The organism is Kitasatospora sp. MBT63 (assembly GCF_000710465.2).
Classification (GTDB): domain Bacteria; phylum Actinomycetota; class Actinomycetes; order Streptomycetales; family Streptomycetaceae; genus Kitasatospora.
Genome location: NZ_JAIZ01000038.1, coordinates 1 through 25,910, shown reverse-complemented (window position 1 = coordinate 25,910; position 25,910 = coordinate 1). Strand labels below are relative to the sequence as shown.

Here is a 25,910-nt window from a genome sequence, read left to right as displayed (position 1 = left end):
CGTGTTCGACCCGGCCGGCCGCGGCGCCGTGGACGGCCGGCTCGTCGATGCCGGGCAGCTACGTACGCTGACGGGCACGTAGGTGGCCGACGGGCGCCGCGGCCCGGGTCCTCAGCTCGGCCGGGCAGCCGGCCGGGCAGCGGTGATGGCGGCGGCCAGGGTCTCCTTCAGCGAGGCGTGCACCGGGACCGCCGGGGCCGCCAGGCGTACCTGCTCGACCACGTCCAGGCGGCGCGGGTACGCCGGGTCGGTGCCGACCACGATCGCTCTGCGCTCGCCCAGCGCGGCGCCGAGCTCCAGCAGCGCGATCGGCTGGACCTGCTCCGCGCAGAACCAGAACAGCGTCAGGTCGGCCCGGTGCAGGTACCGGTGCTCCCACGCGATCTGGCGCGGCCCCTCGGCCGGGTCGCCGACCGGGAAGTCGGCCCGGCGCGGGTTGAACACGGCCAGATCGGCGGCGAGGAGTTCCTCGGCGGCATCCGCCTGCCAGTCGGGACAGCCGGTGATCCCACCCGCCAGGAACACGGTCGGCGGCCCGTCCGGGTCCGGGAGGTGGTCGGCGGGGGCTTCGAGGTAGTGCGTCGTCATGGAGCCACCATCCTGCCCGGCGGTGTCCCGGGGAACCGCCTTCGCGCAATTCCCCCGCATCGGCGCCGGGCACCGCCCGCATCCGTTCCGCTCCCCGCCGCGAACCCCGTGCATCGGGGGTGTGGAGACCGGCCCGACCCGATAGCGTGATCATGGACGGGCCCACCGAGGTGGCGTCCGGCCGGAAGGAGAGCGGAACGAGAGGGGACCAGGTGCACGATGAGGCACCAGGGGCTGAACCCGACCGTGCGGCAGCCGTAGGAGCTGTGGGAGCCGTGGCCGCCGCGACCGAGGCCGGTCTGGAGCTGCTGTCCGCCGTCCTCGACGGCACCCCCGCCGGCATCGCGGTCGCCGACGCCCGCCTCCACTGGCTCCACGCCAACCCCGCCTTCGAGCGCGCCACCGGCGTACGGGCCGAGGAGCTGTCCGGCCGCCCGGTTGCGGCCTCCGCGCTCGCGGCCGCCGGACCGGCCGTGGCCCGGGCGCTGGCCGACGAGCGGGGCGGCGAGACCGTCAGCGACCCGCTGCCCCCGACCGCGCTGCGGCAGCCCGGCCTGCGTCTGTCGTGCCGGCGCATCGACCTCGGGGGCCGTCCCGCCGGGGTGGTCGCCACCCTCCTCGGGGCCGGGGCCGAGACCGGGACGGGCCCTGCGACCCGGGAGCCGGACGCCGCCACCGTACGGCTGGCGGTGGCCAGGGCGGCCGACGAGGAGATCGGCACCACGCTCGACGCCGACACCACCTGCGTCGAACTCGCGGAGTTCGCGATCCGCCACGGTCTGGCCGACATCGCCGCCATCGACCTCCTGCCGGGCGGCCACGGCGCGTCCGGGGCCGGCGGCCGGATACGGCTGCACCGCGCCGCACTGACGGCCGACACCCGGCGCGGGGCCGTCACCGCGCCGTTGGCCCAGCCCGGCGAGAACGTCCGCCACCGGCCCGGCTCCCCCACCGCCGAGGCGCTCGCCACCGGCCGGGCGGTCACCCTCGACCTGCTCCCCGTTGCCCCTGCGCAGGCCGGCGCGGCGGGCGCCCCGCGGGGCGCCGATCCGGCGGCCTTCCGGGCCGCGGGCGCGGAGCGTCTGATGGTGGTACCGCTGCTCGCGCGCGGCCGCACCCTCGGGGTCCTGCACCTGGCCAGGCTCCCCGGCCCGGGGCGGCCCACCGAACCGGTCCCCGGCCTCGGACTCGACGGCGGCCCCGACGGCGGCCCGCCCGCCGTGCTCGGCGATCTGGCCGGCCATGCGGCGCTCGCCATCGACAACGCGCAGCGCTACACCAGGTCCCAGCACGTCGCCCTCGACCTGCAGCGCGCCCTGCTGGCCGAGCCGGCCAACCCACACCCCAACCTGCAACTCGCCACCCGCTACCTGCCGTCGGGCAGTCACACCGTCGTCGGCGGCGACTGGTACGAGACCGTCCGGCTGCCGTTCGGCCGCACGCTGCTGGTCAGCGGCGACGTCATGGGCCACGGGGTCGAGGCCGCCGTCGACATGAGCACCTACCGTTCGATGCTGCGCTACACGGCGGGGATGGACCTGCCACCGCACCGGATCCTGCGCCAGCTCGACACGCTCATCTCCGAGAACGAGTCGGCCCGGCCCGCCACCTGCCTGCTCGCCCTCGCCGACCCGGCCCGTCACCGCTGGACCTTCGCCAACGCCGGACACCTGCCGCCCGCCCTGATCTCCCCGGACCGGCCGACCGAACTGGTCCAGCTGCCCACCGGTCCCCCGCTGGGCACCGGGCTGTGCGACTACGAGCAGGCCCGCCGCCCGCTCACCGCCGACCAGACCCTGCTGCTCTACACGGACGGCCTGGTCGAGCGCCGCGGCGAGGACATCGACACCTCCCTCGCCCGCCTCGCCGCCCTCCCGCTGCCCGCCACCGGTGACCTGGAGGAGCTCCTGGACACCGTGCTGCACTCGCTGGCCGCCCCCCCCGCCGAGGACGACACCGCCCTGCTGGCGGCCCGCCCCCGCACCCGCTGACCCCCGGCCGCCGTACGGAGGCCCGTATGGCGGTCCGGCCGGTGGCCTGTCCCGCTCCGAGTCCCGGCTCCGGCTCCAGCTCCAGCTCCGGTTGCCGCAGTCCCGCCCCGCGCGGTTTAATAAATGAACGTTCATTTACTAATCCGGGAGGACACGGTGGCCGGACGCCCCCGAGGGGTCGAGGACGCCGCGATCCTGCGGGCGACGGCCGAGGTGATGGGCCGGGTCGGCCCGGCAGGGCTGACCCTGGCGGCGGTGGCCCGGGAGGTCGGGCTGGTGCCCGGCACGCTCGTCCAGCGGTTCGGGTCCAAGCGAGGGCTGCTGCTGGCGCTCGCCGAACGGTCCGTACAGGAGGCCGACACGCTGCCGCAGCGGGTCAGGGAGCGGCACGGCTCGGCGCTCGACGCGCTGGCGGCCCTGGTGGCGGAGTCGATGGCCCCGATGACCACCCCCGAGCGCTTCGCCAACCACCTGGCCTTCCTGTGCCTGGACCTGACCGACCCCGAACTCCACCGGCACGCCCTCGCCGTCCACCGGGCCCAGGGCCGGGCCATCGGCGCCCTGCTCGCCGAGGCCGTCACCATCGGCGAACTGCGGCCCGGGACGGACCTCGCCGCGCTGACCGGCTCCGTACAGGCGGCCACCGCGGGCGCGGGTCTGGCCTGGGCGCTGGAGCGCCACGGCACCCTCGCGCAGCGGGTCCGGCGGGAGCTCGACACCGTCCTGGCCCCGCATCTGACACCCGGACCGCACCCGGCAGCCGACCCGACGCACCCTCACCACCGGAACCCGGAGGAACCATGACCGACGACAACCGCCCCCTTGCCGGCCGGGTGGCCCTGGTCGCGGGCGGCACCCGCGGCGGCGGCCGCGGCATCGCCGTGGAACTCGGCGCCGCCGGCGCGACGGTGTACGTCACCGGGCGCAGCAGCGGCGCGCTGCGCTCCGAACTCGGCCGGCCCGAGACCGTCGAGGAGACCGCCGCACTGGTTTCGGCGGCGGGCGGCACCGGCATCGCGGTCCGCTGCGACCACAGCAGCCCGGCCGAGGTCGAGGCGCTGGTCGGCCGGATCGCCGCCGATCAGGACGGCCGGCTGGACGTGCTGGTGAACTCGGTCTGGGGTGGTGATCCGCTGACCGACTGGGAACACCCGCTGTGGGAGCAGGACCTGGAGACCGGCCTGCGGCTGCTGCGGCAGGCGGTGGAGACCCATGTGATCACCAGCCGGTTCGCCCTTCCGCTGTTGGTGGCGCGGCGGAGCGGTCTGGTCGTCGAGGTGACGGACGGCAACACGGCTCGCTACCGGGGCTCGTTCTTCTACGACCTCGCGAAGTCGGCGGTGATCCGGCTCGCCGTCGCGCAGGCCGCCGAGCTGCGGCCGTTCGGGGTGGCGGCGGTGGCGCTGACCCCGGGGTTCCTGCGTTCGGAGGCGATGCTGGAGCACTTCGGTGTCACCGAGGCCACCTGGCGGGACGGGATCGCCGCGGATCCGGACTTCGCCCATTCGGAGTCCCCCGCCTATCTGGGCCGGGCGGTCGCGGCGCTGGCCGCGGACCCCGAGGTGATGGCCAGGACCGGCCGCGCGCTGGCCACTTGGGGCCTGTACCGGGAGTACGGGTTCACCGATGCGGACGGCTCGCAGCCGGACTTCGCCGCGCACTGGGCCGAGGCGCTGGAGGACCGGCACGGCCCGCTCGGGGAGCCGCTCTGACGGTCGCCGGCCCACCCCCACCCCTGTCCTGCCCGCGCTCCGGCCCTCACCCTTTCGGGCGAAAGCGGGCGGCCGCCGCTCCGCCGTCCGGGGAGCCCGCCGGCCCTGTCCGTGGCGGCCCCGGCGCACCAACTGCCACCCTCCGAGGCCCGGTTCGCGCCACCGCGGGGTCGACGCCGCGCCGCCGCGGCTTCGCTAGGGTCCGAGTCCTCCGTACCGCAAGGACCGGCCGAAGGGGTGTGCCGTGGGCGATGTGATGTGGGTTCGGCCGGACGAGCTGGCGGCGTCGGCGCGGGTGGCGGACGCGCTCGCCGAGGAGTTCCGGGCGCCGGCCGAGGGTGCCATCGCGGCGAGCCGGGCGGCGGCCGCGCCGCTGGCCGCGTGGTCCGTCGGAGGTGCGCTGGAACGGATGGCGGACGGTTGGGCGCCCGCCCTGGACGGCCTGCGGCAGCGGTTCTGCGAGACCGCCGCGAACCTGGACCGCGCCGCCCGGCAGCACCGCGGTACCGACCGGGCGGTGGCCGGGGAGTTCCTGCGGGCCGGCCGGTGAACGCGCTCTTCCCGCAGCTGCGGTCCTTCGACCCGGACGGTGTGCGGGAGGCCGCGCAGGCCTGGCGGCGGCTGTCGGCCCACGGCGACGCCGCCGGCTCCCGGCACCGTAGCCAGGTCAACGGTCCGCTGCGGCAGAGCTGGTCGGGGCGCGACGCGGACGCCGCGTTCTACGCGATGGAGCAGAGCGAGGAGTTCCTCGACGTCCTGCGGGTCGAGTGCGAGGCCGCCGCGCTCACCCTGGACACCGTCGCCGAGCGGATGGACCAGGCCAGGACCGATCTGCTCAACGCGCTGCGCCGGGCCGACGAGTGGGACCTGCCGGTCACCGGTGACGGCCTGGTGGGCCTGCCGTCCGCCGAGCCCGGCGACCGGCACGACCCGGACGCCCGGGAGCGGTGGCAACGGCTCGGGGTGCTGCGCGGCCAGGTCCAGCAGCGGATCGACGCGGCGCTCGCCGCCGCCCGCGAGGCCAGCGACCGGGGTGCCCGCGCGCTCGAAGGGCTGGAGGGCGGCATCCTCACCCGGCCCGGGGTGTTCGGCCGGGCGGCCGAGGCCGCGCGGGATGCCGGGGAGGTGTTCGCGGCGCTCGGCCTGGGCGAGTACCTGCCCGGCAACACGGATCCGCAGCGGTCCGCCGACTGGTGGCGGTCGCTGACGCCCGAGCAGCAGCGCGCCCACCTGGCCCTGCACCCCGCCGAGGTGGGCCGGCTCGACGGCCTGCCCGCCGCCGTCCGCGACCGGGCCAACCGGCTGGTCCTGGAGCAGCAGTTGGACGCCCTCAGGGCGGGGAGCCCGCGCGGCTCGGGCCTGACGTACGGGCAGTACGACGAGCGGCAGAACGCCCTGCGGGTGCTGAAGGAGCGTCTCGACCGCCGAGACGGCGGCCCGTCGGCGCACGGCTGTTCCTGCTGGGCCTGGAACCGGCCGGGGACGGGCGGGCGATCGTCGCGCTGGGCGACCCTGACACCGCGCAGCACACCGCCGTGCTGGTGCCGGGCACGGGCACCACGCTGGCCCGGATGCCGGGACAGCTGGAGCGGATCGGCCGGCTGCAGCAGGCGGCATGCGCGGTGGCGCCCGGCCGGAGCGTGTCGGTGATCTCCTGGCTGGGGTACGACGCGCCCGAGATCCCGCCGGAGAGCCTGGGGGTCGCCGGCCGCGGCCGGGCCGAGGACGGCGCCGAGGCGATGCGGCGCTTCACCCGGGGCACCCGGGTGGCGCAGGGCGGCAACCGCAGCCATCTGACGGTGATCGGGCACAGTTACGGCACCACCGCCGTCGGGGCCGCCGCCGCGGGCGGCGAGGGCCTGGACGCCGACGACCTGGTGGCCATCGCCAGCCCCGGGATGACCACCGCCCACGCCTCGGACCTGCACGCGGCTCCCGGGCACGTCTGGGTCGGTGCCGCCGGGAACGATCCGATCCGGCTGGCCGCCGGGCGGACCCTCGGGGCGGATCCGATGGCGGCGCCCTTCGGTGGCACGGTGATCGCCACCGACACGTCCGGGCACAGCGGTTACTGGGATCCGGACAGTCAGAGCCTGCTCAACCAGGGCCGCATCATCGCCGGCAAGCAGCCGGCGACGGTGGCGGGTTAGCCGCTGCGGCGGTCCCGTCCCGGTCCGGTCGTTCCGTCGCGGCCGCGCCCGCTGCTGCCGCGTTCCCATCTCCTCGGAGGCCGTATGTCCCACCCCGCCCCGCCGGCCGGCCCGTTCGAGCCGTTGCCGGTGATGGACCGTCAGGATGCCGCCGGCTGGGCCAGGCAACTGACCGAGTACCTGGCCCGGTCGGCGGGCGTGGCGCTGGCCCCGGGGTCGGCGGGCCCGTCGTTCCGGCCGTGTGTCGGCCGGGGCGGTGAGGTGGCGGCCGACGGCCGGTACACGCTGTCGTACGCGGTGTACAGCGATGTCCCGGCGGCCCGGCATCCGGAGGCCGTCCGCAGGATCCGGGCCGCCCTGGAGCAGGAGGGGTTCGAGGTCGGCGGCTACCGGGAGACGCTGGCGGGCCGTCCCGATGCACTGCTCGACGCCTTCCGGGCCGAGGGCCGCTACCTGGTCGGCGTGGAGTCGACGGTCGGCGCCGGGCGGCTGCTGTTCCGGGTCGTCACCCGGTGTCTGATGCCCCCGGCGCCGGGGTCCGGCTGACGGTCCGCCGGGGTCAGCCCCGGCCGGTGGAGCCGTTGGCCTCCGCGACCGCGCCGGGGCGCCCGCCGCTGCCGGGCGCAGCGGGGGCGCCGGCCGGCGGGTCGAGCGGCACGCCGTTGGAGCGCAGCACCTCCCGGACGTCCAGGATCAGCGGGAACACCTCGTGGTTGCGGTCCTCGCCCTGCTCGTCCCAGGCCCGCTGTTCGGCCTCGACGGCCATCCGGTCCTGGGCGAAGACGCGTTCCGTGAAGCGCCGGATGAGCGGCCACGCCAGGTGGAGCACGCCGGGGACCGGCGGCTTCGCGATCATCAGCAGGCCGTAGGCGTGGTTGGTGCGCTGCTCGGCGTCCTCGGGCACGTAGGCCGCCCAGAGCGAGAACGCCGGGAGCTCGGCGCCCTCGGGCACGTCCCGCAGCGTCTGGTACGGGTACTCGGTGCGGATGGTGACCACGTCGGGCCGGTCCTTGCCGCCGATCCCCTCGGCGGACAGCAGACCGGCGCCGCGGTCCTTCCTCCCCCCGGCGGGGACGAACAGGTAGCGGGCCTCGACGAACCGCGGGCCGCTCTCGTACCCCAGCAGTTCGGGCTGGATCCGGCCCAGCACGCCGCGGTGCAGGAACTGGTGGTTCATGTCGAGCAGGTTCTCGTGCATGAACGAGTAGTGGCACCGCACGGTGCGGGAGAAGGTCATGGTCCGGTGGGACGCGGCGGCGAACTCCGGCAGTACCGGGAACGGCGCCGACTCGGCCTTGTCCGGATCGCCGGGGAAGACGAACACCAGGCCGTACGCCTCCCGGACCGGATAGCTCGCGACCCCGCGCGGCGGCCGCTCGCACCCCTTGGGCAGGTACGGGATCTGCGAGATGTGGCCGTTCCCGCGGTAGGCCCAGGCGTGGTAGCAGCAGCGCAGCGCGTCGCCCTCCACCACGCCCATGCTCAGCGGGACCTGGCGGTGCGCGCAGCGGTCCTCCAGGGCGTACACCCGTCCGCTCCGGCCGCGGTACAGGGCGATCCGCTCGCCGGCGAAGACGGCGGCGAAGGTCCGCTCCTTCGGCACGTTCCGAGACCGGGCGACCGGGTACCAGTGGTCCCGGTTGATCCCGATCCGCCGCAGGTCGGCGACGGCCGCGCGACGGTCGGCCGCCGGCCGGTCGGTGCTGTGACGGTCCGTTCCGGGTCGGGCGTCGGTCATGTGCTGCTCCCTTGCGCTCGGGCCGGGAGGGCGCGGCCGCCGGGGCGTCGGGCTTCCGGGGGTTACGCGTCCCACGCCGAGCCGCCTCGGCGGCATCGCGTCCGGCGTCCCGGAGGCCGGGGCTGGACCGCCGGCCGCGGCAGGACTCCACTTCCCCACGGTGGACGCGGGCAGCTGAATCGGCAACCGCGGCGGGCCCGGGCCCGGTCGGGGCCGGTCAGCCCGCGCAGACGCTGAGGCCGAGGCGTCGGGCGTCACCGTCCGCCTCGACGTCGACCAGGATGCTGCTCCCGTCCTCGAGGCGCAGGGTGAAGACCGGATCGAGCGCCATCAGGAAGGCGAACCCTTCCCGCTCGTCCTCCGTCAGCGCGGCGGGGAGTGCCGCCGCGCAGGTCCAACCGCCCTCGTCCACGCGGATGTCGAGGTCCACCTCGTACCCGCCGAGGCAGGTCGAGCGGTTGGCCCACCACTCGAGGGTCCCGGTGCCGTGGTAGGTGTCCATCACGCGAGTATCTCCCGGTCCGTGGGCCTCAGGTGGCGCGTTCGCGGAGCAGGGCGAGGGCGTCGGCGGCGCCTGTGAGCACCGAGATGTGACCGTCCTCGGGGGTGAGCCGCAGTTCGGCGCCGGGGCAGTGGCGTGCCAGCCACTCGCTGTGCGAGGCGGGCACCACCCGGTCGCGGCCGCCGTGCAGCAGGATCGGGGCCGTCACCCGGGCCGGGTCGAAGCCCCACGGGCGGACGTAGGCCAGGTCGTCGTCGATCAGCCCGCCGGGGCCGGCTGCCACGGCCGGGCCGACGACCTTCCCGAACCAGGACCACGGGCCGGCCAGCGCGGCGAGGTCGGCCGGGGTGAACTCCGGGTCGTACTCGGCTCCGGAGGCTTCGTGCCGCTCCTTCGCCTCCCGGCCGGCGGCCGCGGCGCGCAGCGAGGCGACGCCGGAGTCCGTCATCCCGGCGTACCAGTCCAGGGCGTCGGCGTCGTACGGCGCCAGCGAGGCGATGGCGACCGTGCCGACCACCCGGTCGGGCAGCAGCGCGGCGCAGGCCAGGGCGTGCGGCGCGCCGCCGGAGTGGCCCACCACGGCGAACCGTTCGATGCCCAGGGCATCGGCGACGGCCGCGGCGCAGGCGGCGCCGGAGGCGATGTCCCGGCCGGGTGCGGGCGCCGATCCGCCGTACCCGGGCCGGTCGTAGGACACCCAGCGCAGCCCGAGCCGGTCGGCGGCGGCGAACAGAGGCTCGGGCGGTGCGCCGACGTTCGGGGTGCCGTGGTGCCAGATCACGGGCAACCGTCCGCCGCGGCCGGGTCCGGTGTCGTACAGGTGCAGGGTGCGGCCGCCGCCGAGGTCGAGCTCGAACTCCGTGGTCATGGTGGAGAGGGTAGGGCGTGCCACCGACAGCCCGCGGCCGGGCACGGCGGGGGTGTCACCGCGGTACGTGCTGCGCCGGTCCGGTGTCCGGCTGCTGGTGGCGGTGGCGCCAGTACGGGTTGTCGTGCGGCAGCTTGGTGCTGACCCGGCCGTACATGCCGAAGGTGGCGATGGCGAATCCCGCCACGAAGCTGAAGACCACGTTGGGGATGCGGAAGGCCAGCAGGTTGGCGCCGGAGTCCAGCAGGGTGAGGTTGACGAAGCCGCTCAGCACGAACAGCCCGCCGACGGCGATGTTGACGGTGGAGGCGGTGTTGCCGCCGATCGACGCGCCGGCGATGAGCACCACGGCGGTGACGATCGACACCAGGCTGAGCAGTCCGTTGCTGGACAGGCCCGCGACCTGCTGGCCGCGGGTGTCGAAGAAGGCCAGTCCGTCGGCCAGGCCCAGGCAGCCGAACACCAGCAAGGCGGCGCCGCAGAGTCCGCCGCCGAGCCGGTAGACCCGGGCCAGCCGGTGGTCGACCGGTAGCTCGTCCCGAAAGTCCATGACCCCGCTCCCGTCCGCTCCGGGAGGCGAACGCCTCCGGTATCAGGATCCGCACCGCGCGCCCGAATCGGCACTTGCAGCGTTTGCGCACCGCACGGCCGCTCAGGCTGCCGGGAACGGGACGGCACCCCAGGTGGGAGGGGTGACCGGCGTTCAGTAGGATCCGCGCACCAGCACCACCCGCCCGTGGCGCCACGGCTCCCGGGGGCGATGAAAGAGGCACCATGGCGACAGCCGCAGCACCCCTGACCCACGAGCAGATACCGGCCGCCGTCGAGCCCGTCGCCGCCGCGGAGGGGCTGGGGCAGCACCGCGAGACCTTCGCCCCCCAGCGCCACGGTTTCTGGCGGATGGCCGGGCTGGTCCTGTTCGCGGTCCTCGGACTGGCGTGCTTCGTCCTGCCGGGTCTGATGTTCGTCTGGCTGCTCGTGCAGACCCCGAACCTGTCCCGCAAGCAGGCCGCCAAGCGTCTCCACCTGTTCGAGCACGGTCTGGTCGTCGCCGACCGCAGCGGCCCGACCGCGTCGTTCCGCTGGGACGCGATGACGGTGCTCCAGCAGATCACCCGGCGGTACGCCAACGGCGTCTACGTGGGGACCACGTACCTGTACACGCTGTTCCGGGCGGACGGCTCCAAGGTCAAGCTCACCAACTTCTACGCCGACCCGGAGCGCTGGGGCGCGGCCGTCCAGCACGAGATCACCCGGGCCCAGCTGCCCGGTGTGACGGCCGCGGTGGCGGGCGGGACGACCGTCCGGTTCGGCGACCTCGCCGTGGCGGCCGAGGGCATCGTCAGCGCCAAGCGCGGCGCCGCGCACTGGCACGAGATCCAGCGGATCGAGATCAAGAACGGCACCGTCTTCCTGGGCAGGGCCGGCAAGCTGCTGCCGTGGTCGAACACCCCGGTCGCGCAGATCCCCAACTTCTTCCTCTTCCTGACCGTCGCCGAGCACTTCCGCGCGGCTCACCACGGGTCGAACGGCTGATCCCGGCTCGCTCCCCGGACGGGTCGGCGCGAGCCGTCGCCCGTCCGGGGTCCAGCGGTCGCGGGGTGGGGGCGCCGGCCCGACGCTGAGTCAGAGGTGTGCCCCGGGTCGGCGGGGCCGCGGGCCCGGGGAGCGGGCCCGTGCGGGGCACCGGGGACCCGGGAAGGCGATGCGCAGCGCATGTCACAGGCCCAGCAGCGGACGCGCGACAGCCGGGTGGCCCGGGTCTCGGCCCGGCTGGTGGTCGGGTACCTGAGGATCGTCGCGGCGCTGATCCTGCTGGCCGTGGTGCTGGCGCCGCTGCGCAACCAGTTCGACCAGGTGAACACCGGCGACCTGTACCCGCCGTTCCCGCTCACCACCGGCTTCACCTCCTTCGCCCTGGCGGTGTTCCTCGCGGTGATGCTGGGTCGCGGCAAGCGGGCCGCGTGGTGGTTCGCGATCATCCTGTACGTCCTGGTGTCGCTGGTGTTCGTACTGACGCTGAGCCAGCCGGTGGTCCGCTCGCACGTGGTCAACTGGATCTCCACCGCGATCACTTGCGCGGTCACCGTGGCGCTGTTCCTGGGCCGCTCCCAGTTCCAGGGCCGGGGCGCCCCCGGCAACGCCAAGCTCGCGGTGGCCACCGCCGTCCTCGGCCTCGCGGTGGTGATCGGCGGCGGTACGGCGCTGGTGGTGGCGACCGACACCGACCCGACCGGCAGTGCCGGCGGCGACCTGGGCTACGCGGTGGCCCGGGTGCTGACCCTCTCCGGCGACGTCGACGTCCAGGGCGTCGCGGTGCCCCGCTGGGTGGACGTGGTGGTGAACCTGGCGGGCGTCCTGGTGTTCCTGCTGGTGCTGTACGTCCTCTTCCGGGCGCCCAAGAACCGCGAACGGCTGACCGCCGACGACGAGGCCCGGCTGCGCGCCCTGCTGGAGCAGTGGGGCGAGCGGGACTCGCTCGGGTACTTCGCGCTGCGCCGTGACAAGGCGGTGGCCTGGTCCCCGTCCGGCAAGGCCGCCATCGCGTACCGGGTGGTCGGCGGTGTCTCGCTGGCCTCGGGCGACCCGATCGGCGACCCGGAGGCGTGGCCCGGCGCGATCGAGCCCTGGCTGGACCAGGCCCGGGCCAACGCCTGGGTGCCCGCCGTCATCGGCGCCGGCCAGGAGGCGGGGACGGTCTACGCCCGGCACGGCCTGGACGCGCTGGAACTCGGCGACGAAGCGATCCTGGAGGTCGCCGAGTTCAGCCTGGAGGGCCGCGCCATGCGGGGGCTGCGGCAGGCGTACAACCGGGTCCAGCGGGCCGGGTACACCACCCGGATCCGCCGGCACGCCGACATCGCCGAGCGGGACATGGCTGCGCTGGTCAGGCTGGCCGACCACTGGCGGGGTGGCGAGACGGAACGCGGCTTCTCGATGGCGCTCGGGCGGCTCGGCGATCCCGAGGACGGACAGTGCGTCATGATCGAGTGCACCGACGGCGACGGCACCCTGCGCGCCCTGCTCAGCTTCACCCCCTGGGGGCGGGACGGGCTGTCGCTGGACCTGATGCGCCGGGACCGGGAGGCGGACAACGGGCTGCTGGAGTTCATGGTCCTCGACCTGGTGAACGCGGCGGACGGGCTCGGCATCGTGCGGATCTCGCTGAACTTCGCGATGTTCCGCGCGGTCTTCGAGCGGGGCTCCCGGCTCGGTGCGGGGCCGGTGCTGCGGCTGTGGCGGGCGGTGCTGTTGTTCTTCTCGCGGTGGTGGCAGATCGAGTCGCTGTACCGGGCCAACGCCAAGTACCGGCCGATCTGGGAGCCGCGCTACCTGTGCTTCCGCAAGGGCGGGGAGCTACCGCGGATCGCGCTGGCCTCCGCGCGGGCCGAGGGGTTCCTGGAGACGCCGAGCCTGCCCGCCATGTTCAGCCGCCGCCACACCGCGCCGGCGGTGCCGGACGGACCGGCCGGGGGCGGGGGCGGGCAGGCACCCGGCGGGCCGGGCAAGGGCGGCAAGGCCGAGGAGGACGGCAAGGAGGACGGCTCCGATGGCTGACCGCGCGGCCCTGCTCGCCGGGTCCGCCGCCGCTGCGGCCGACACCGGTACCAGCGTGCCGCTGCGTTCCGGGATCGGCTGGATGGTCGGTGCGTTCGTGGTGACCTTCCTGGTCACCAGGATGGTGACCAGGATGATCCGGGCCGGGAAGGGCCCGTTCCGGGACGTCTCGGTCGGCGGGCTGCACATCCACCACCAGGTGTACGGCATCTTCCTGATGCTGATCGCCGGCGCGGCCGAGTTCGCCTACCAGCCGGCCACCCCGTGGCGGTACGTGCTGGCGGCGCTGTTCGGCGCGGGGGCGGCGCTCACCCTGGACGAGTTCGCGCTCTGGTTCCACCTCGACGACGTCTACTGGTCCTCGGAGGGCCGCAAGTCGGTGGACGCCGTGCTGATCGCCGCCTCGATCGGGCTGCTGCTGATGCTCGGCGCCAACCCCTTCGACATCGGTTCCGAGGACAGCGCGCCGGCCGTGGCCGTGGTGCTGCTGCTCAACCTCGGCTTCTCGCTGTGCGCCCTGTTCAAGGGCAAGATCGCCACCGGTCTGATCGGCGTACTGATCCCGCTGGTCGCCGCCGTGGCCGCGATCAGGATCGCCAAGCCGGACTCCCCGTGGGCGCGCTGGCGCTACCCCGACGGCTCGGCCAAGCAGGCGAAGGCCCGGCGCCGCTTCCCGCCCGACCGGCGTACGGTCTGGGACCGGCTGGTCGACCTCCTCGGCGGCGCCCCGAGCAGCTGACGCACCGGAGGGGCGGCCGGTGCCGTGCCGGCCGCCCCGTCAGTGCCACCGGCGGCCCGGCCCCGGGGTGGGGGCCGGGCGGGTGCGTGCCGGGGGCACCGTGCCGCGCCCCGGTCGGGGACGCTCACCCGGTCAACGACGCACGGCCGCCGACGACACGCCCGGACCGGGCCGGGCCGGATCAGGTCCTGGACACTTCGTCCAGTCCGGACGTACAGTCCAGGCATGGAACTGGACGAGAGCACCCCCGACCCGCGGGTGCGGCTGTGGTCGCCGGTGTGCCAGGCGGTCGCCCTGCTGCTCGGCCCGTACGCCGAGGTGGTGCTGCACGACGCCGGGCGCGACCGGGTCCTGGCGATCTGGAACCCGATGACCAGGCGCGCCGCCGGCGACCCCTCGCTGCTGGGCGAGCTGGACCGGCTGGAGCCGTCGGCGCACGACGTCTACGGGCCCTACGAGAAGCTGCTGGCCGACGGGCGGCGGCTGTCCTCCGTCAGTGCCGTGCTGCGCGGGCCCGACGGCGAGCCGTCGGCGGTGCTCTGCGTCAACCTCGACCGCACGCCGCTCGACCGGGCCGCCGCGCTGCTGGCCGGGTTCGCCGCCCCCACCGCGCCCCGCCCGGAAGCGCTGTTCGAGCAGGACTGGACCGAGCGCGTCCACCAGATCGTCGGCGGCTTCGTCCGCACCCGCGGACGGCCCGTGGAACGCCTCGGCCGCGAGGACCGGCTCGCCGTCCTCGCCGAGCTCGACCGGGCCGGTGTCTTCACCGTCCGGCGCGCGGTCCCGGTCGTGGCCACCGCCCTCGGGGCCTCGCGCTCCACCGTCTACGCCCTGCTCGCCGAACTCAAGGACCGGAGCGACCCCCGATGACCCGACTTCCCGACTTCCGGCTGGAAACCTACTTCTCCCGCTGGGAGTTCACCGCCCGCCACCACCTGACCGCCTCCGACGCCCAGACCATGACCATGCCCGAACTGCTCGCGCTGGCCGACCCGGAGGACCTCCGGGCCTGGGAGACGCTGTCGTTCGGCTACACCGAGACCTTCGGCGACCCGGGCCTGCGGCAGGCCATCGCGCAGATGTACACCCGGGCCGGGGCCGACGACGTGATCTGCTTCGCCGGCGCCGAGGAGGCGCTCTACCTGGCCATGCAGGTGCTGCTCGGCCCCGACGACCACGCCGTCGTCCTGACGCCCAACTACCAGGCCGCCGAGACCGTCCCGCTGTCCCTGTGCGAGGTCACCGGCGTGGCGCTCGACCCGGCCCGCGACTGGGCGCTGGACCTCGACGAGGTGGCCGCGGCGCTCCGGCCGAACACGCGGGTGGTGTCGGTCAACTTCCCCAACAACCCGACCGGGAAGGTGATCGACGCGGCGGACTTCGCCGCGCTGGCCCGGCTGTGCGACGAGCGCGGCATCCGGCTGTTCAGCGACGAGGTCTACCGCGGGCTGGAGCGCGACCCGGCCCGCACCCTGCCGCAGGCGGCAGACCTGTCCGAGCGGGCGCTGTCGCTGAACGTCACCTCCAAGTCGCTCGGCCTGCCGGGACTCCGGATCGGCTGGATCACCTGCCGGGACCGGGAGTTGCGCTCCCGACTGGAGCGCGCCAAGCACTACACCACCATCTGCAACTCGGCCCCGAGCGAGGTGCTGGCCCGGATCGCCGTCAAGGCCAGCGAGCAGATCCTGGCCCGCAACCGGGCCGTCATCGCCGCCAACCTGCCGGTGTTCGACGCCTTCTTCGCCCGGTTCCCCGAGCTGTTCGACTGGCGGGCACCGGACGGCGGCTGCGTGGCCTACCCCCGCTACCTCGGCCCGGACGGGGTGGAGGCGTTCTGCACCGAACTGGTCGAGCAGGCCGGGGTCCTGCTGCTGCCGGCGAGCATCTACCGCTCCGAGCTGACCGCGACTCCCGCCGACCGCTTCCGCATCGGCCTCGGCCGCCGCGACCCCGAACCCGCCCTGGCCGCCTTCACCGACTGGCTCGGCACCCGGGGCTGACCCGGGCCCCCTCGGTGGGCGCCGAACAGGTGCGGTTTCCCGCCCGCGGTCAGTGCCAGTTGCCGATCGGCACGTCGTGCGGATGCGGTGCGCCGGTCCCAGTCTCCAAGAGGGACTTCAGGCTCATCAGGAAGGTCGCCCACTTGGTGCTGCAGTGGTTCATGAACTCGACCGGCTCGCGCCAGCCCCGGTGGGCGAACATCACGATCGTCCACTGCCCGTCCTGGGTCAGGTCGAAGCTCACTGTGGTGCCGATCCACTCGGCCGGGCCGTCGACCACCTCCCACCGCACGCCCGTGTCCGGCCGCAGCTCGAGGACCTTCATGTCGAAGCCGCCGACCTCGCCGAAGCGGAAGGCCAGGACCCCGTCGGTGTCGCCGCTCGTGTCGGCCGTCCACCAGGCGGCCAGACCGTCGACGGTCGTGAGCGCCTCGTAGACCTTCTCGGGCGGTGCGATGATTCCCACCCGGTGCAGGATGTCCACCATGTCGCTTCTCCTTGCTCGTCGGCCCTACGCGTGAGGGTCGTTCTCGGGGTTGTTCTCCGGTTTGCTCTCGGTGTGCCTGGCCCGCTGGATCGTCTCGGCGAGGGTCTTGATGCGCCGCAGTCGGGCGTCCCAGAGCTCGCCGACGGCGTTCAGCTGGGCGACGGCGCGGGCCAGTTGCGCCTCGTCCACGTGGTAGCGCTTCTCCCGGCCGGACGGTGCGGAGCGGACCAGCCCGACCCGGTCGAGCACGGCCAGGTGCTTGGTGACGGCCTGCCGGGTGATCGGCAGGTGCGCGCTGAGGGTGGTCGCGGTGCCCTGACCGTCGCTCAGCAGCAGGTCGATCATCCGGCGCCGGGTCGGGTCCCCGATCGCGGACCAGAGCTCGTCGTCGACGGCGGTGCTCATCGCGGTGCCCGTCGCGCGGCCACGAGCCGGGCGGCGGAGGCGGCCAGCCTCGCCAGGTAGAAGTCCCAGCCCTGCCGGTGGTCGTTGTAGTACGCCTCCAGCACGGCGGCCTCCCAGCCCCGCTCCCGGTAGCCGGTCTCACGGAAGCGGACCAAGGTCCCCTCCCCCGCCGGGACCAGCTCGAAGGTGACCAGCAGCGAGTTGCCCGGACCGGCGGTCTCGCCCTCGTCGTACGTCCAACGGAAGGAGAACGTGCGCGGCGGGTCCGCCCGGACGACCGTGAACGGTGCGGTCTCCCGCCGCCCGGTGTCCTGGTCGGTCCAGGTGAGGCTGCCGGTCGCACCGGCCGCCGGTTCGAACGCGGTCTCGGCGCTCCACCAGTCCCGGATGTGCTCGGGGGTGCTGAGCACCTCGAACACCACCTCGGGCGAGGCGTCGATGTGCAGTTCGCGCTCGATGCTGCCGTACTCCATGCCGGTCTCCGACCTCTCGCAACGTTCGGTTGCGTATCACGGTAGTCCGGCCCCGCCCGATACGCAACCAGAAGTTGCACTTACGGGCGGGGCCGGGACAGGTGCTGAGGCCGGGACGGCTGCCGGGGCCGGTCAGGAGGGGCGCGGGTCCGCCGTGCGGCGCGCGAGCGCCCGACTGCCGGCCGTGAGGGCGAGCGCGACCACGATCAGCACCGCCGCGACGGCGAAGGTCACCCGCATCCCGGTGGCGACCGCGCCGGGCGCGGCCGCGGTGACGTCCCTGGTGTCGGAGGCGAACGCGAAGACCGCGCCCATCACCGACGCCCCGGTGATCAGGCCGAGGTTGCGCGACAGGTTGAGCATGCCGGAGACGACACCCCGCCGGTCCGGCTGGACGTCCGCCATGACGGCGGTGTTGTTGGCGGTCTGGAACACCGCGTAGCCGGCCGTGGCCAGCCCGATGGGCACCAGGTAACCGGCGACCCCGAGCGTCGGGGGCAGGACGGCCAGCAGGAGCGAGCCCGCCGCGGTCCCGGTCAGCCCGGCCACCGTCATCCGGGAGGCCCCGAAGCGGTCGACGACCCGGCCGGCCGGCACCCCGGTCAGCGCCGCGACGAGCGGGCCCACCGACAGGGCGAGGCCGACCACGGCCTGCCCGAGCCCGAGTGCGCGGGCGAGGTAGAACGGCCCGACCACCAGCGTGGCCATCATCACCGTCGAGACGAGTGCGCTGGTGGCCAGACTCGCGCCGAGTGCCGGGTCGCGCAGGGCGACCAGCCGGATCAGCGGGGAGGCGGCCCTCGCCTCGGTACGGACGAAGGCGCCGACCCCGGCGGCGGCCGCCAGCAGCAGCGCCAGGTTGAGCGGACCGAAGGAGCCGCGCCCGATCGTCATCGCCAGCGCGTAGGCCGCCAGGGTCAGCGCGAGCAGCAGCGTCCCCGCCCGGTCGAAGCGGGCCCGGTCGGCCCCCGGCCGCAGCCGGTCGGCGGGCAGGTGACGGTACGCCAGCAGCAGGGCGACGGCGCCGAGCGGCGCGGTGACGAGGAAGACCGCCCGCCAGCCGAACCCCCAGATCAGCAGGCCGCCGAGGGACGGGCCGAGGGCGGTGCCGATCGCGGAGGTGGTGCCGAGCAGGCCCATCGCGCTGCCGGTCCGCTCCTTCGGGACGATCTCCCCGACGAACGCCATGGTGAGGGCCATCATCACGGCCGCGCCCACGCCCTGGGCGGCCCGGGCCGCGACCAGCAGCCAGAGCGCGGGCGCGAGGCCGCACAGCACCGAGGCCGCCGTGAACAGCGCGAGGCCGGCCAGCAGCAGGCGTCGGCGGCCGATGAGGTCGCCGAGCCGTCCGACGCTGACGATCAGTGTGGTGACGGCCAGCAGGTAGGCGAGGACGATCCACTGGATGTCCTGGAAGGAGGCGGTGAACGCCCGGGCCAGGGCGGGCAGTCCGACGTTGGCGATGCTGGTGCCGAGCGAGGACAGCAGCATCGACAGCGAGAGGCCGGCCAGCGCCCAGCGCGCGGACGGTGTCCCCGGGGTGGATCGGGCTGCTGCCGGAACCGGTCCGGCCGTGAGGGGCTTCAACGGGTGGTCCGTTCTGTGAGGACGGGCGACGGGTGGGCGAGCGGGCGGGCGAAAGGGCAGGTCAGCCGCTCGGGCGCACTCCGGTGAAGACCGTGACGGCGGACAGCAGGAAGGCGTCGGGCCGCAGCAGGACGCCCTCCGGCGCCGCCGGGTCGATCAGCAGGTCGAGCGTCCCGAGGTCCTCGGCGTCCAGCAGGTCGTCCGCCGCGCCGCGCAGCCGGGTCAGATGGCTGAGCAGGAACTCCCGGGCCGGGCCGTCGAGCGGGGCCGGAAGGTCCACCAGGGTGGTGAAGCTCCCGACGTCGGCGAGTCCGGCGTTCCGCAGCATCGCCGGCCAGTCCTCGACCACGGCGACGCTGCCGGGCAGCTCGGCCCGCATCCGGTCGTACCAGTGCTCCTGGGCGGCGTCGAGCCGGGCCTGGAGGCCGGGGCGGCCGATGCCGATGTCGCGCGGGAGGTAGCGCATCGGCAGGCCGCCCTCCGCGACGGCGAGCAGGCCGCCGGGCCGCAGCAGCTCGGTGAGCGCGCCCAACGCGCCCTGCTGGTCGCCGAGGTGGTGCACGGCCCGGCTGCTCCAGAGCAGGTCGGCCGTGCCCGGCCCGTCGGCGTCGACGTCGGCGGCGGCCAGGCCGGCCGGCAGCTCGGCGTGCCGGACGGCCACCCGGCCGGTCAGGCCGAGCCGCTCGGCCCGGGCCAGGGCGCGGTCCAGCAGACCGGGCGCGCCGTCCACGGCGACCGCCTCGGCGCCCGGGAAGGTCTCGGCCAGTACGCAGGTCATCACGCCCGGGCCGCTGCCGATGTCGAGGATCCGCCGGACCTCCCGGTCCGGGCCGAGCCGGTCCCGCAGCCGGGCCGCCGCCCGGCGCAGGGCCGGGAGCTGGAGTTCGGCGTTGCGCTCCAGGTGGGCGGCCATCACCTCCCAGTCGATCTCGGTGCGGCCGTGGTCGTGCCCGTGGCCGTTGCCCTGCGCCGGGGCCCCGTGCCGGTGGCGGCCGTCGTCGTGCTGGCCGTGCTGGTGCTGGCTCTGCTGGTGCTGTCCGTGCTGGTGCTGGCCGTGCTCGCGATGGGTGCTCATGTCGGGAGGGTGCACCCGGATCCGGCCGCGCGGCAATTCTTGTTGCCAATCCTGGGACAGCGGGGGTGGAATGTCCGCATGGACGAACCCGAGCAGTACCGCACGGTCCTCGACGAGGTCGGCCCGCGGCTCAAGGCGCTGCGTGCCAAGCGCGGTCTGACCCTGGCCGGGCTCTCCGAGACGACCGGTATCTCCAAGAGCACGCTCTCCCGGCTGGAGTCCGGGCAGCGCCGTCCCAGCCTGGAGTTGCTGCTGCCGCTCGCCGGTGCCTACCGGGTGCCGCTGGACGACCTGGTCGGGGCGCCGGAGGTGGGTGACCCGCGGGTCCGGCTGACCCCGCGCACCCTGCCGAACGGCGGGTCGGTCGTCCCGCTGTCCCGCGGCGCCGGTCCCCTCCAGGCGTACAAGATGGTGATCGCCGACCGGGGTACCGAGCCGGACCTGCGTTCCCACGAGGGCTACGAGTGGCTGTACGTACTGGACGGCAGGCTGCGGCTGGTCATCGCCGAGCACGACCTGGTGCTGGGTGCCGGCGAGGCCGCCGAGTTCGACACCCGGGTGCCGCACTGGTTCAGCAGTGCGGACGGGCGCCCGGTGGAGCTGCTCAGCCTGTTCGGGCGGCAGGGCGAGCGGATGCACGTCCGCGCCAGGCCCCGCAGCCGGGAGGCGGACGGCGGCCCGCGGTGACCGCCCTACCGCCCTGGAGCCGGGGCGGGGTGCGCACGGGGTTGGGGCCCGTCGTCCGGACTCCGTAGGCTTGCCCCGGTGAAGGCGGTACGGGCGTGCGGTCCGGGCCGCGGGCGGACGACGGAGGACCAAGTGACGCAGGCCGAGCCGCCCGGCGGCAGCCCGGACGGCCGTACCGAGCGGGGGCGGCAGACCCGCGAGCGGATCGCGGACGCGATGCTCGCGCTGCTGGAGGAGGGGCGGACCCGGTTCCCCGCCGACCGGGTGGCCGAGCGGGCCGGGGTGTCGCGGCGGCTGCTGTTCCACCACTTCGCCGACCTGGCGGAGCTCACCGATCTCGCCGTGCAGCGGCGCCTTGACCGGCTGATGGCCGAGGTCAGGCCGCTGCCGACGTCCGGGCCGCGGGCGGAGCGGGTGGCGGCGCTGGCCGAGCAGCGGTCCCGGATCCTGGAGGGGCTGACGCCGACCCGGTTGGCGGTCCTGCGGCTGGAGAGCCCGTCGCCGCGGGTGGAGGCGGTGATCCGGCAGGTGCTGGAGTTCGCCCGGCAGCGGCTCGCCGAGGTCTTCGCCGAGGAGCTGGCCGGGCTGCCCGAAGGCGCGCGCGCCGACCTGCTGAACGGGCTGGACGCGGTCACCACCTGGAGCGCCTGGCACCACTGGCGCTGCGGCGGCCTGGACGTGGCGCGGGCCCGGCGCACCATGGAGGTCACCGTGCTCGCCCTGCTCGCGGCCGCCGGGACGGCCGGGGGCTGACCCAGGCCCAGGGACTGACCCGCACGGAAACCGGCCCGCCCGAGTGGTGCGGGCCGGTCCCCGGGCGGGCCGGAGCGGTCCTCAGAAGCGGGCCGGGCCGACCGAGAAGGCCCTGATCCGCAGGTCCGAGTTGTCGGCCCGTACGCCCACGCCGCCGGGCGCGGTGATCCGCTCCCCGCCCTGGTCCTTGACGTCGAGCAGGACCCGGCCGTCGACGGCCAGCCGCAGCCGGACCGCGCCGGTCAGGGTGTCGGCGACGCTCGCCTCCACGCTGTGCCAACTGCCGTACTCCATGGCGTGCTTGGCTTCGGCGATGGTCTCGTAGCTGCCTTCGGCGTCGGCGGCGCCGTGTTCGTCGGGGGTCTTGCGCTTGACGACCACGACGCCGTCGCGGCGGCGGAAGCTCACGGCGTACAGCTCCTGCGGGCTGCGGTAGCGCAGCCACAGGTGTCCGCCGTCCCAGTCCTGCGCGGGGGTGCGGGAGGTGGTGACGGGCGGCTCCAGCAGCACCTCGGCGCGGACCGTGCAGTCGGCGAAGTCCCGGCGGCGGGTGACCAGCCGGAAGACCGCGGAGTCGGTGTGCCGGGCGGAGGCCGGGTCGGGGCTCTGGCCGTCCGGGGTGCCGGTCCACAGGGCGCCGCCGTCGGCGAACAGCGAGCCGCTGGTGACCACCCAGTCCGGGTCGGGGTGGGCGTCGGGGGCGTCCGGGTGCCGGAAGGCGTACTCGTTGGTGAGCAGGCCGTCGTGGGGCAGCGGCCGGGCGGTGAACGGGCGCAGCGGTTCGGGCGCGGAGTCGGCGCCGAACACGACGGCGGCCACCGCCGCCGCCCCGCCGAGCAGCAGCGCTCGGCGGGGGACGGCGGTGTCGTCCGCCCGGTGGGGGGTGGCGGGGACGGTCATTTCACCTCGGCCGGGGTCACCTTGAGGTTGCGGACGGTGGGCCAGGCGTGCCGGGTGACGTCCCGGTAGGCGGAGTAGGCCACGCCGCCGGTCTCGCCCTTGGCCGGGAGCATCAGGTGCACCGCGTCGTCGACGGTGATCCAGGTGGCCTCGGCGCCGACGGTGATGGTGACGTCGTGGTGGTCGGCGTCGGCGAGCGTCTTGGAGGCGACCACCTTGCGGTTGTCGGCGCTGCCGGACAGCACCTTGACCCCTCGTCGGCTGACCTCGACGCTGACCGCCTGCGAGCTGCCGACCCGGGCCCACAGTGCCCCGCTGACCTGCGGGGTGTTCAGCCGGGCGACGGTTCCGCGCACGGTGTAGCGGGTCCAGGAGGCGGTGCGCAGCTGCTCGTACGCGGCGTAGTCGGACAGGGCGAGGCCCTGCGGGGACAGGCCGTCGCCGCCGACCTTCATGCTGGAGGACTCGCCGGGTGCGAACGCCCAGCTGGCGGCGGGGTCGAGCAGGACGGCCTTCGCGATGTCGAGCTGGCTGGGGCCGGCGGTGGCGCCGGTGGCGGCGGTCTGCTTGACGGCGACCTTGGAGAAGGCGGGCCACTTGCCGCCGGCGCCGTTGCGGACGTTGAGCGCGATGCCGCCGGTGGCGTTGCCGCCGACGGCGGTGCCGGTGGCGGTGAGCTCGGTGCGGCCGTCGATGGTGAACCGGGTGGTGGTGCCGGTGACGGTGACCTCCACGGTGTGGGTGGCGGCCGGGACCAGGGGCTTGCTGGCGAGCTGTTCGCGCTTGTCGCCGGTGCCGCGGTAGAGCACGGCGGTGTTGCGGCTGACGCTGACCGAGATCGGCTCCAGGCTGCCGACCCGGGCGGTCAGGCCGACGTTGGTGTTGTCGGCGAGGTCGGTGACGGTCGCGGTGGCGGTGTAGTCGGTCCAGTCGGCGGAGGCCATCGGCAGGTAGTCGGCGGAGACGTAGGTCGCGCCGGCGGGGTAGGGGCCGGCGCCGGTGAGGACGCCGGTGCCGGTGTCGTTGCTGCCGTCGCTGCGGGTCCACTGCTCGGCGTGGTCGAGGGCGGCTTCGGCGACCGGCGGGACCAGGGTCCAGCGGGCGACGTCGGCGACCAGGTCCTTGGCGGTGGTGTGCTGGTAGACCTCCAGGCGCTGGACCTGGCGGGCGGCGGCGGCGCGGCGGCCGGCCGGCAGCGGGCGCCGGCTGACGTCGGTGAGGGTGGCGGCGAAGGTCTTCTCCAGCAAGGACTGGAGGGACGGTCCGGGCACCGGCAGGTTGCCGCGCTCGCTCATCTCGGAGAACGGGTAGGCGAACATCTGCGGCTTGGGCAGGTCGTGGTCGGCGAAGTCCTGGACCGAGCGGGCGAGGTCGGCGCCGATCCGGGCGACGTACTCGTCCGAGGTCTCGTCGCGCTTCTGGTCGGGCAGCCACAGCCGGTTGGCCAGCGCGGACGCCTCGGTGCCCTTGTCGTCGACGACGCCGCGCCAGTGCAGGTCGTGGGTGTGGTCCTGGAAGTCCCAGCGGCCGGAGGAGGCCATCCGGGAGATCTCGTCCCAGGACAGGTAGTAGGGCCGGTTCTTGCCGACCTTGCCGGTGATCAGGTACGAGGCGGCGTGCATGTGGTGGCGCGCCAGGATCCGGTCGGCGTAGACCCACAGGCCGTTGGTGCCGTCGTCGAAGGTGATGTAGACCGAGCGCGGCGGGGCGGGGCCGCCCTTGAGGTAGTCGACGAACTCGTCGGTGGTCAGGGTGCGGTAGCCGGCCGTCTCCAGGGCGCTGAGCTGCTGGTCGAATGCGTCGGGGGTGACGATGTACTGGCTGTCGCTCTTCGGGCTGATGTCGTGGTAGGTCAGCACCACGGGCGCGGCGGTGTCGGGCAGCGCGGCGGCGCCGCTCTGCCAGGCGGCCTGTTCGGCCTTGGGCAGCCGCACCGGGTCGGCGAGCGCCGCCTGCGGGGTGACGTCGCGGCGGAAGACGTAGTACTTCCAGCCGGCGTAGAACGGCAGCGCGAGGACGGTGAGCGCGACGGCGGCGAGCGCGAGCCGGGCCACCCAGTGGGTCAGGCCGCGCCGGCGGGGGGCGGTGGACAGATCGGTCACAGCAGGCTCCCTCGGGAGAGCACGATCGCGTAGACGGCGACCACGGTGGCGGTGGCGAGCACCGCGGCGATCGCGCGCAGCAGGGCGCGCAGGGCAGATGTCACGTCGCGCTCCTGGACCAGACGCCGCGTCGGATGGTGAGCAGGGAGTAGGGCAGCAGCCAGGCGAGCAGCACCGAGGAGAGCAGGCTCATCACCGGGCGGTAGCGCCAGCGGGGGTCGCCGGGGTTGTCGACCTTGAACGCCAGGCCCCAGACGGAGCCCTTGAGGATGACGCCGCACAGGTAGAGCATGGTCAGGAAGGCGGCGCCGTGGATCGGTGCCCAGAGCAGGTGGCGGAAGGCCATCACGGGGGCGGCGACCACCCACAGGGCGTGGCCGTAGTAGAGCAGGGCGGGGCCCAGGCCCCGGCGCCACATGAAGGTGCCGGTGAAGCAGAGGTTGCGGATGAAGCTCTTCTTCCAGCGGATCTGCTGCTTCATGAACGGCCGGAACCGGGCCGGCACGTTGGTCCACACCCGGGCGGACTCGACGTAGCCGATCCGCCACTGGCGCTCGGGGTAGTCCTGTTCGGTGACGAACGGCGAGTCGGCGTACTGGCGCTTGAGCGACTTGCCCTTCCACTTCTGGCCGAGCACGTAGCCGGTCAGCTGGCGGTCGGTGGCGAAGCGGAACGGCGCGCCGAGGAAGCGGTCGCCGGCCCAGGCCGGGAGGTAGTTGTAGATGGCGTCGCGGCGGAAGACCGCCAGCGGGCCGGAGACGCAGGTGACCGAGCCGAAGGTGGACTCGGCGGCCTTGGCGACCCGGAACTGGCCCTCGTACCAGACGTCCTGGGCCTTGGTGAAGATCGAGACCGGGGCGTTCAGGGCGCGGCAGTGGCCGCTGACGGCGCCGAGTTCCGGGTGGCGGACCAGGGCGTCGACGCAGCGGCGCAGCGCGTCGGGGGCGAGGATGCAGTCGGAGTCGGTGAAGGCGATGACGTCGCCGTCGGCGATCTCGCAGGCGCGGACCAGGGCGTGCTTCTTGCCGAGGTTCTTCTCCAGGTAGAGCACGGTGATGCCGAGTTCGTGCTCCAGGCGGCGCAGGACGTCGCGGGTGCCGTCCTCGGAGAGGTCGTCGACCACGATGATCTGCAGGTCGGGGTACTGGGAGTCGGCCATCGAGCGGACGCAGTCCTCGATGCACTCCTCCTCGTCCTTGACCGCGAGCAGGAAGCTCACCCGGGGCAGCGGGGGCAGTGCGGGGAAGTCCTCCAGCCGGCGCGGGCGCTTGCGCAGGACGCGCACCGAGGGGTCGTCGTACTTGCTGTACGCGATGTACAGCATGGCGATGGTGCCGGCCAGCACCACGAACCCGTAGCCGAGCACCAGGGGGCTCTGCGGCAGCCGGGGCGCCTCGCGGGCGAGGATCAGCAGCAGCGGCAGGATGCACAGCAGGGTCAGTACGCGGCGGACGCCGTGGCGCAGCGCCGGGTCCATCCGGTCCATCGCGCGGCCGAGCGGGCCGGGGCGGCGTTCGCGGGCGCGGACGCCGGGGGGCAGCTGGGGCAGCAGCCGTTCGGCGCGGCCGGCGGGCGCGGCGGGGGCGGGGGCCTGC

The 25,910-nt window shown here is 74.6% G+C and carries 26 protein-coding genes; 13 read left to right on the top strand and 13 right to left on the bottom strand.

Translation table 11 applies throughout. From position 1 onward, the window contains the following. Nucleotides 1–111: 111 nt before the first annotated feature. Complete coding sequence (locus AA75_RS02565; protein ID WP_051811668.1) at nt 112–588, bottom strand: nucleoside 2-deoxyribosyltransferase domain-containing protein; 477 nt, start codon at nt 586–588, stop codon at nt 112–114. A gap of 275 nt (nt 589–863) precedes the next feature. Here AA75_RS02565 and AA75_RS02560 point away from each other — a divergent pair, with 275 nt between their 5' ends. From AA75_RS02560 to AA75_RS02530, 6 genes are all read left to right on the top strand, one after another. Continuing rightward, nucleotides 864–2,579 carry a SpoIIE family protein phosphatase gene (locus AA75_RS02560; RefSeq protein ID WP_033818026.1) on the top strand — a complete coding sequence of 572 codons (1,716 nt, stop codon included), beginning with the start codon at nt 864–866 and terminating at the stop codon, nt 2,577–2,579. 156 nt (nt 2,580–2,735) lie between these two features. Beyond that, on the top strand, nt 2,736–3,383 hold the full coding sequence (locus AA75_RS02555; RefSeq protein WP_033818025.1) for a TetR/AcrR family transcriptional regulator: 648 nt from the start codon (nt 2,736–2,738) through the stop codon (nt 3,381–3,383). After that, nucleotides 3,380–4,291 (top strand): SDR family oxidoreductase, encoded by a 912-nt coding sequence (locus tag AA75_RS02550; protein WP_033818024.1) that lies wholly within the window; start codon nt 3,380–3,382, stop codon nt 4,289–4,291. Before AA75_RS02555 ends, AA75_RS02550 begins: the two co-directional genes overlap by 4 nt. A gap of 244 nt (nt 4,292–4,535) precedes the next feature. After that, nucleotides 4,536–4,841, top strand: a complete 306-nt coding sequence (locus AA75_RS02545; RefSeq protein WP_149037896.1) for a hypothetical protein — start codon at nt 4,536–4,538, stop codon at nt 4,839–4,841. Between the two features lie 397 nt (nt 4,842–5,238). Beyond that, on the top strand, nt 5,239–6,441 hold the full coding sequence (locus AA75_RS45090) for an alpha/beta hydrolase (RefSeq protein ID WP_149037900.1): 1,203 nt from the start codon (nt 5,239–5,241) through the stop codon (nt 6,439–6,441). 84 nt (nt 6,442–6,525) lie between these two features. Beyond that, nucleotides 6,526–6,987, top strand: coding sequence for a hypothetical protein (locus tag AA75_RS02530; protein ID WP_051811659.1), 462 nt, complete (start codon nt 6,526–6,528; stop codon nt 6,985–6,987). 13 nt (nt 6,988–7,000) lie between these two features. On the opposite strand, the gene AA75_RS02525 is transcribed toward AA75_RS02530, so the two are convergent. From AA75_RS02525 to AA75_RS02510, 4 genes are all read right to left on the bottom strand, one after another. Then, the gene (locus AA75_RS02525) at nt 7,001–8,179 is read right to left on the bottom strand and encodes an aromatic ring-hydroxylating dioxygenase subunit alpha (protein WP_051811657.1); all 1,179 of its coding nucleotides are present in this window, start codon (nt 8,177–8,179) and stop codon (nt 7,001–7,003) included. A 217-nt stretch (nt 8,180–8,396) separates the two neighbouring features. Further along, on the bottom strand, nt 8,397–8,681 hold the full coding sequence (locus AA75_RS02520; RefSeq protein WP_051811655.1) for a hypothetical protein: 285 nt from the start codon (nt 8,679–8,681) through the stop codon (nt 8,397–8,399). Nucleotides 8,682–8,709: 28 nt separating this feature from the next. Continuing rightward, a complete protein-coding gene (locus AA75_RS02515; RefSeq protein WP_033818035.1) occupies nt 8,710–9,549 on the bottom strand; it encodes an alpha/beta fold hydrolase in 840 nt (279 codons plus the stop codon). A gap of 55 nt (nt 9,550–9,604) precedes the next feature. After that, complete coding sequence (locus AA75_RS02510) at nt 9,605–10,099, bottom strand: DUF4383 domain-containing protein (protein ID WP_051811653.1); 495 nt, start codon at nt 10,097–10,099, stop codon at nt 9,605–9,607. A gap of 224 nt (nt 10,100–10,323) precedes the next feature. Between AA75_RS02510 and AA75_RS02505 the strand changes: the two genes are divergently transcribed. The 5 genes from AA75_RS02505 to AA75_RS02485 all read left to right on the top strand — a co-directional run bounded on the left by AA75_RS02505 (nt 10,324) and on the right by AA75_RS02485 (nt 15,846). After that, nucleotides 10,324–11,085: a DUF6585 family protein gene (locus tag AA75_RS02505; RefSeq protein WP_033818022.1), complete on the top strand. Its 762-nt coding sequence runs from the start codon at nt 10,324–10,326 to the stop codon at nt 11,083–11,085. A 180-nt stretch (nt 11,086–11,265) separates the two neighbouring features. Then, the gene (locus AA75_RS02500; protein ID WP_063794270.1) at nt 11,266–13,107 is read left to right on the top strand and encodes a phosphatidylglycerol lysyltransferase domain-containing protein; all 1,842 of its coding nucleotides are present in this window, start codon (nt 11,266–11,268) and stop codon (nt 13,105–13,107) included. Then, the gene (locus tag AA75_RS02495) at nt 13,100–13,846 is read left to right on the top strand and encodes a hypothetical protein (RefSeq protein ID WP_233288886.1); all 747 of its coding nucleotides are present in this window, start codon (nt 13,100–13,102) and stop codon (nt 13,844–13,846) included. Before AA75_RS02500 ends, AA75_RS02495 begins: the two co-directional genes overlap by 8 nt. Nucleotides 13,847–14,071: 225 nt before the next feature. Continuing rightward, complete coding sequence (locus tag AA75_RS02490) at nt 14,072–14,716, top strand: transcriptional regulator (protein ID WP_033818021.1); 645 nt, start codon at nt 14,072–14,074, stop codon at nt 14,714–14,716. Further along, nucleotides 14,713–15,846: an aminotransferase class I/II-fold pyridoxal phosphate-dependent enzyme gene (locus AA75_RS02485; protein ID WP_033818020.1), complete on the top strand. Its 1,134-nt coding sequence runs from the start codon at nt 14,713–14,715 to the stop codon at nt 15,844–15,846. Before AA75_RS02490 ends, AA75_RS02485 begins: the two co-directional genes overlap by 4 nt. A 49-nt stretch (nt 15,847–15,895) precedes the next feature. Here AA75_RS02485 and AA75_RS02480 read toward each other — a convergent pair whose 3' ends face one another. The 5 genes from AA75_RS02480 to AA75_RS02460 form a co-directional block, all read right to left on the bottom strand. Further along, nucleotides 15,896–16,333: an SRPBCC domain-containing protein gene (locus AA75_RS02480; protein WP_033818019.1), complete on the bottom strand. Its 438-nt coding sequence runs from the start codon at nt 16,331–16,333 to the stop codon at nt 15,896–15,898. Between the two features lie 24 nt (nt 16,334–16,357). Beyond that, on the bottom strand, nt 16,358–16,738 hold the full coding sequence (locus AA75_RS02475; RefSeq protein WP_033818018.1) for a metalloregulator ArsR/SmtB family transcription factor: 381 nt from the start codon (nt 16,736–16,738) through the stop codon (nt 16,358–16,360). Beyond that, nucleotides 16,735–17,211 carry an SRPBCC domain-containing protein gene (locus tag AA75_RS02470; protein ID WP_033818017.1) on the bottom strand — a complete coding sequence of 159 codons (477 nt, stop codon included), beginning with the start codon at nt 17,209–17,211 and terminating at the stop codon, nt 16,735–16,737. Before AA75_RS02470 ends, AA75_RS02475 begins: the two co-directional genes overlap by 4 nt. Before the next feature lie 132 nt (nt 17,212–17,343). After that, nucleotides 17,344–18,798 carry an MFS transporter gene (locus AA75_RS02465; protein ID WP_033818016.1) on the bottom strand — a complete coding sequence of 485 codons (1,455 nt, stop codon included), beginning with the start codon at nt 18,796–18,798 and terminating at the stop codon, nt 17,344–17,346. Between the two features lie 61 nt (nt 18,799–18,859). After that, nucleotides 18,860–19,873 (bottom strand): trans-aconitate 2-methyltransferase, encoded by a 1,014-nt coding sequence (locus tag AA75_RS02460; protein WP_051811670.1) that lies wholly within the window; start codon nt 19,871–19,873, stop codon nt 18,860–18,862. A gap of 78 nt (nt 19,874–19,951) precedes the next feature. Here AA75_RS02460 and AA75_RS02455 point away from each other — a divergent pair, with 78 nt between their 5' ends. Together AA75_RS02455 and AA75_RS02450 are read left to right on the top strand one after the other, a co-directional pair. Then, nucleotides 19,952–20,560 carry a helix-turn-helix domain-containing protein gene (locus AA75_RS02455; RefSeq protein ID WP_033818015.1) on the top strand — a complete coding sequence of 203 codons (609 nt, stop codon included), beginning with the start codon at nt 19,952–19,954 and terminating at the stop codon, nt 20,558–20,560. Nucleotides 20,561–20,692: 132 nt separating this feature from the next. Further along, a complete protein-coding gene (locus tag AA75_RS02450) occupies nt 20,693–21,313 on the top strand; it encodes a TetR/AcrR family transcriptional regulator (RefSeq protein WP_051811651.1) in 621 nt (206 codons plus the stop codon). An 81-nt stretch (nt 21,314–21,394) separates the two neighbouring features. Here the strand turns inward: AA75_RS02450 and AA75_RS02445 are convergent, their stop codons facing one another. The 3 genes from AA75_RS02445 to AA75_RS02435 all read right to left on the bottom strand — a co-directional run bounded on the left by AA75_RS02445 (nt 21,395) and on the right by AA75_RS02435 (nt 25,801). Further along, entirely contained in the window at nt 21,395–22,213 is an 819-nt protein-coding gene (locus tag AA75_RS02445) for a hypothetical protein (protein ID WP_051811649.1), read from the bottom strand. Next, complete coding sequence (locus AA75_RS02440; protein ID WP_051811647.1) at nt 22,210–24,315, bottom strand: polysaccharide deacetylase family protein; 2,106 nt, start codon at nt 24,313–24,315, stop codon at nt 22,210–22,212. The genes AA75_RS02445 and AA75_RS02440 overlap by 4 nt, the downstream gene beginning before the upstream one ends. A 100-nt stretch (nt 24,316–24,415) precedes the next feature. Beyond that, nucleotides 24,416–25,801: a glycosyltransferase gene (locus AA75_RS02435; RefSeq protein WP_233288887.1), complete on the bottom strand. Its 1,386-nt coding sequence runs from the start codon at nt 25,799–25,801 to the stop codon at nt 24,416–24,418. Nucleotides 25,802–25,910 lie beyond the last annotated feature (109 nt).

What these genes read in the sequence shown, in the direction of transcription:
- AA75_RS02565 (WP_051811668.1), bottom strand. Translation starts at nt 588, where the DNA reads ATGACGACGCACTACCTCGAAGCCCCCGCCGACCACCTCCCGGACCCG.
- AA75_RS02550 (WP_033818024.1), top strand. Translation starts at nt 3,380, where the DNA reads ATGACCGACGACAACCGCCCCCTTGCCGGCCGGGTGGCCCTGGTCGCG.
- AA75_RS02530 (WP_051811659.1), top strand. Translation starts at nt 6,526, where the DNA reads ATGTCCCACCCCGCCCCGCCGGCCGGCCCGTTCGAGCCGTTGCCGGTG.
- AA75_RS02525 (WP_051811657.1), bottom strand. Translation starts at nt 8,179, where the DNA reads ATGACCGACGCCCGACCCGGAACGGACCGTCACAGCACCGACCGGCCG.
- AA75_RS02520 (WP_051811655.1), bottom strand. Translation starts at nt 8,681, where the DNA reads ATGGACACCTACCACGGCACCGGGACCCTCGAGTGGTGGGCCAACCGC.
- AA75_RS02515 (WP_033818035.1), bottom strand. Translation starts at nt 9,549, where the DNA reads ATGACCACGGAGTTCGAGCTCGACCTCGGCGGCGGCCGCACCCTGCAC.
- AA75_RS02510 (WP_051811653.1), bottom strand. Translation starts at nt 10,099, where the DNA reads ATGGACTTTCGGGACGAGCTACCGGTCGACCACCGGCTGGCCCGGGTC.
- AA75_RS02505 (WP_033818022.1), top strand. Translation starts at nt 10,324, where the DNA reads ATGGCGACAGCCGCAGCACCCCTGACCCACGAGCAGATACCGGCCGCC.
- AA75_RS02500 (WP_063794270.1), top strand. Translation starts at nt 11,266, where the DNA reads ATGTCACAGGCCCAGCAGCGGACGCGCGACAGCCGGGTGGCCCGGGTC.
- AA75_RS02495 (WP_233288886.1), top strand. Translation starts at nt 13,100, where the DNA reads ATGGCTGACCGCGCGGCCCTGCTCGCCGGGTCCGCCGCCGCTGCGGCC.
- AA75_RS02490 (WP_033818021.1), top strand. Translation starts at nt 14,072, where the DNA reads ATGGAACTGGACGAGAGCACCCCCGACCCGCGGGTGCGGCTGTGGTCG.
- AA75_RS02485 (WP_033818020.1), top strand. Translation starts at nt 14,713, where the DNA reads ATGACCCGACTTCCCGACTTCCGGCTGGAAACCTACTTCTCCCGCTGG.
- AA75_RS02480 (WP_033818019.1), bottom strand. Translation starts at nt 16,333, where the DNA reads ATGGTGGACATCCTGCACCGGGTGGGAATCATCGCACCGCCCGAGAAG.
- AA75_RS02475 (WP_033818018.1), bottom strand. Translation starts at nt 16,738, where the DNA reads ATGAGCACCGCCGTCGACGACGAGCTCTGGTCCGCGATCGGGGACCCG.
- AA75_RS02470 (WP_033818017.1), bottom strand. Translation starts at nt 17,211, where the DNA reads ATGGAGTACGGCAGCATCGAGCGCGAACTGCACATCGACGCCTCGCCC.
- AA75_RS02460 (WP_051811670.1), bottom strand. Translation starts at nt 19,873, where the DNA reads ATGAGCACCCATCGCGAGCACGGCCAGCACCAGCACGGACAGCACCAG.
- AA75_RS02455 (WP_033818015.1), top strand. Translation starts at nt 19,952, where the DNA reads ATGGACGAACCCGAGCAGTACCGCACGGTCCTCGACGAGGTCGGCCCG.
- AA75_RS02445 (WP_051811649.1), bottom strand. Translation starts at nt 22,213, where the DNA reads ATGACCGTCCCCGCCACCCCCCACCGGGCGGACGACACCGCCGTCCCC.
- AA75_RS02435 (WP_233288887.1), bottom strand. Translation starts at nt 25,801, where the DNA reads ATGGACCGGATGGACCCGGCGCTGCGCCACGGCGTCCGCCGCGTACTG.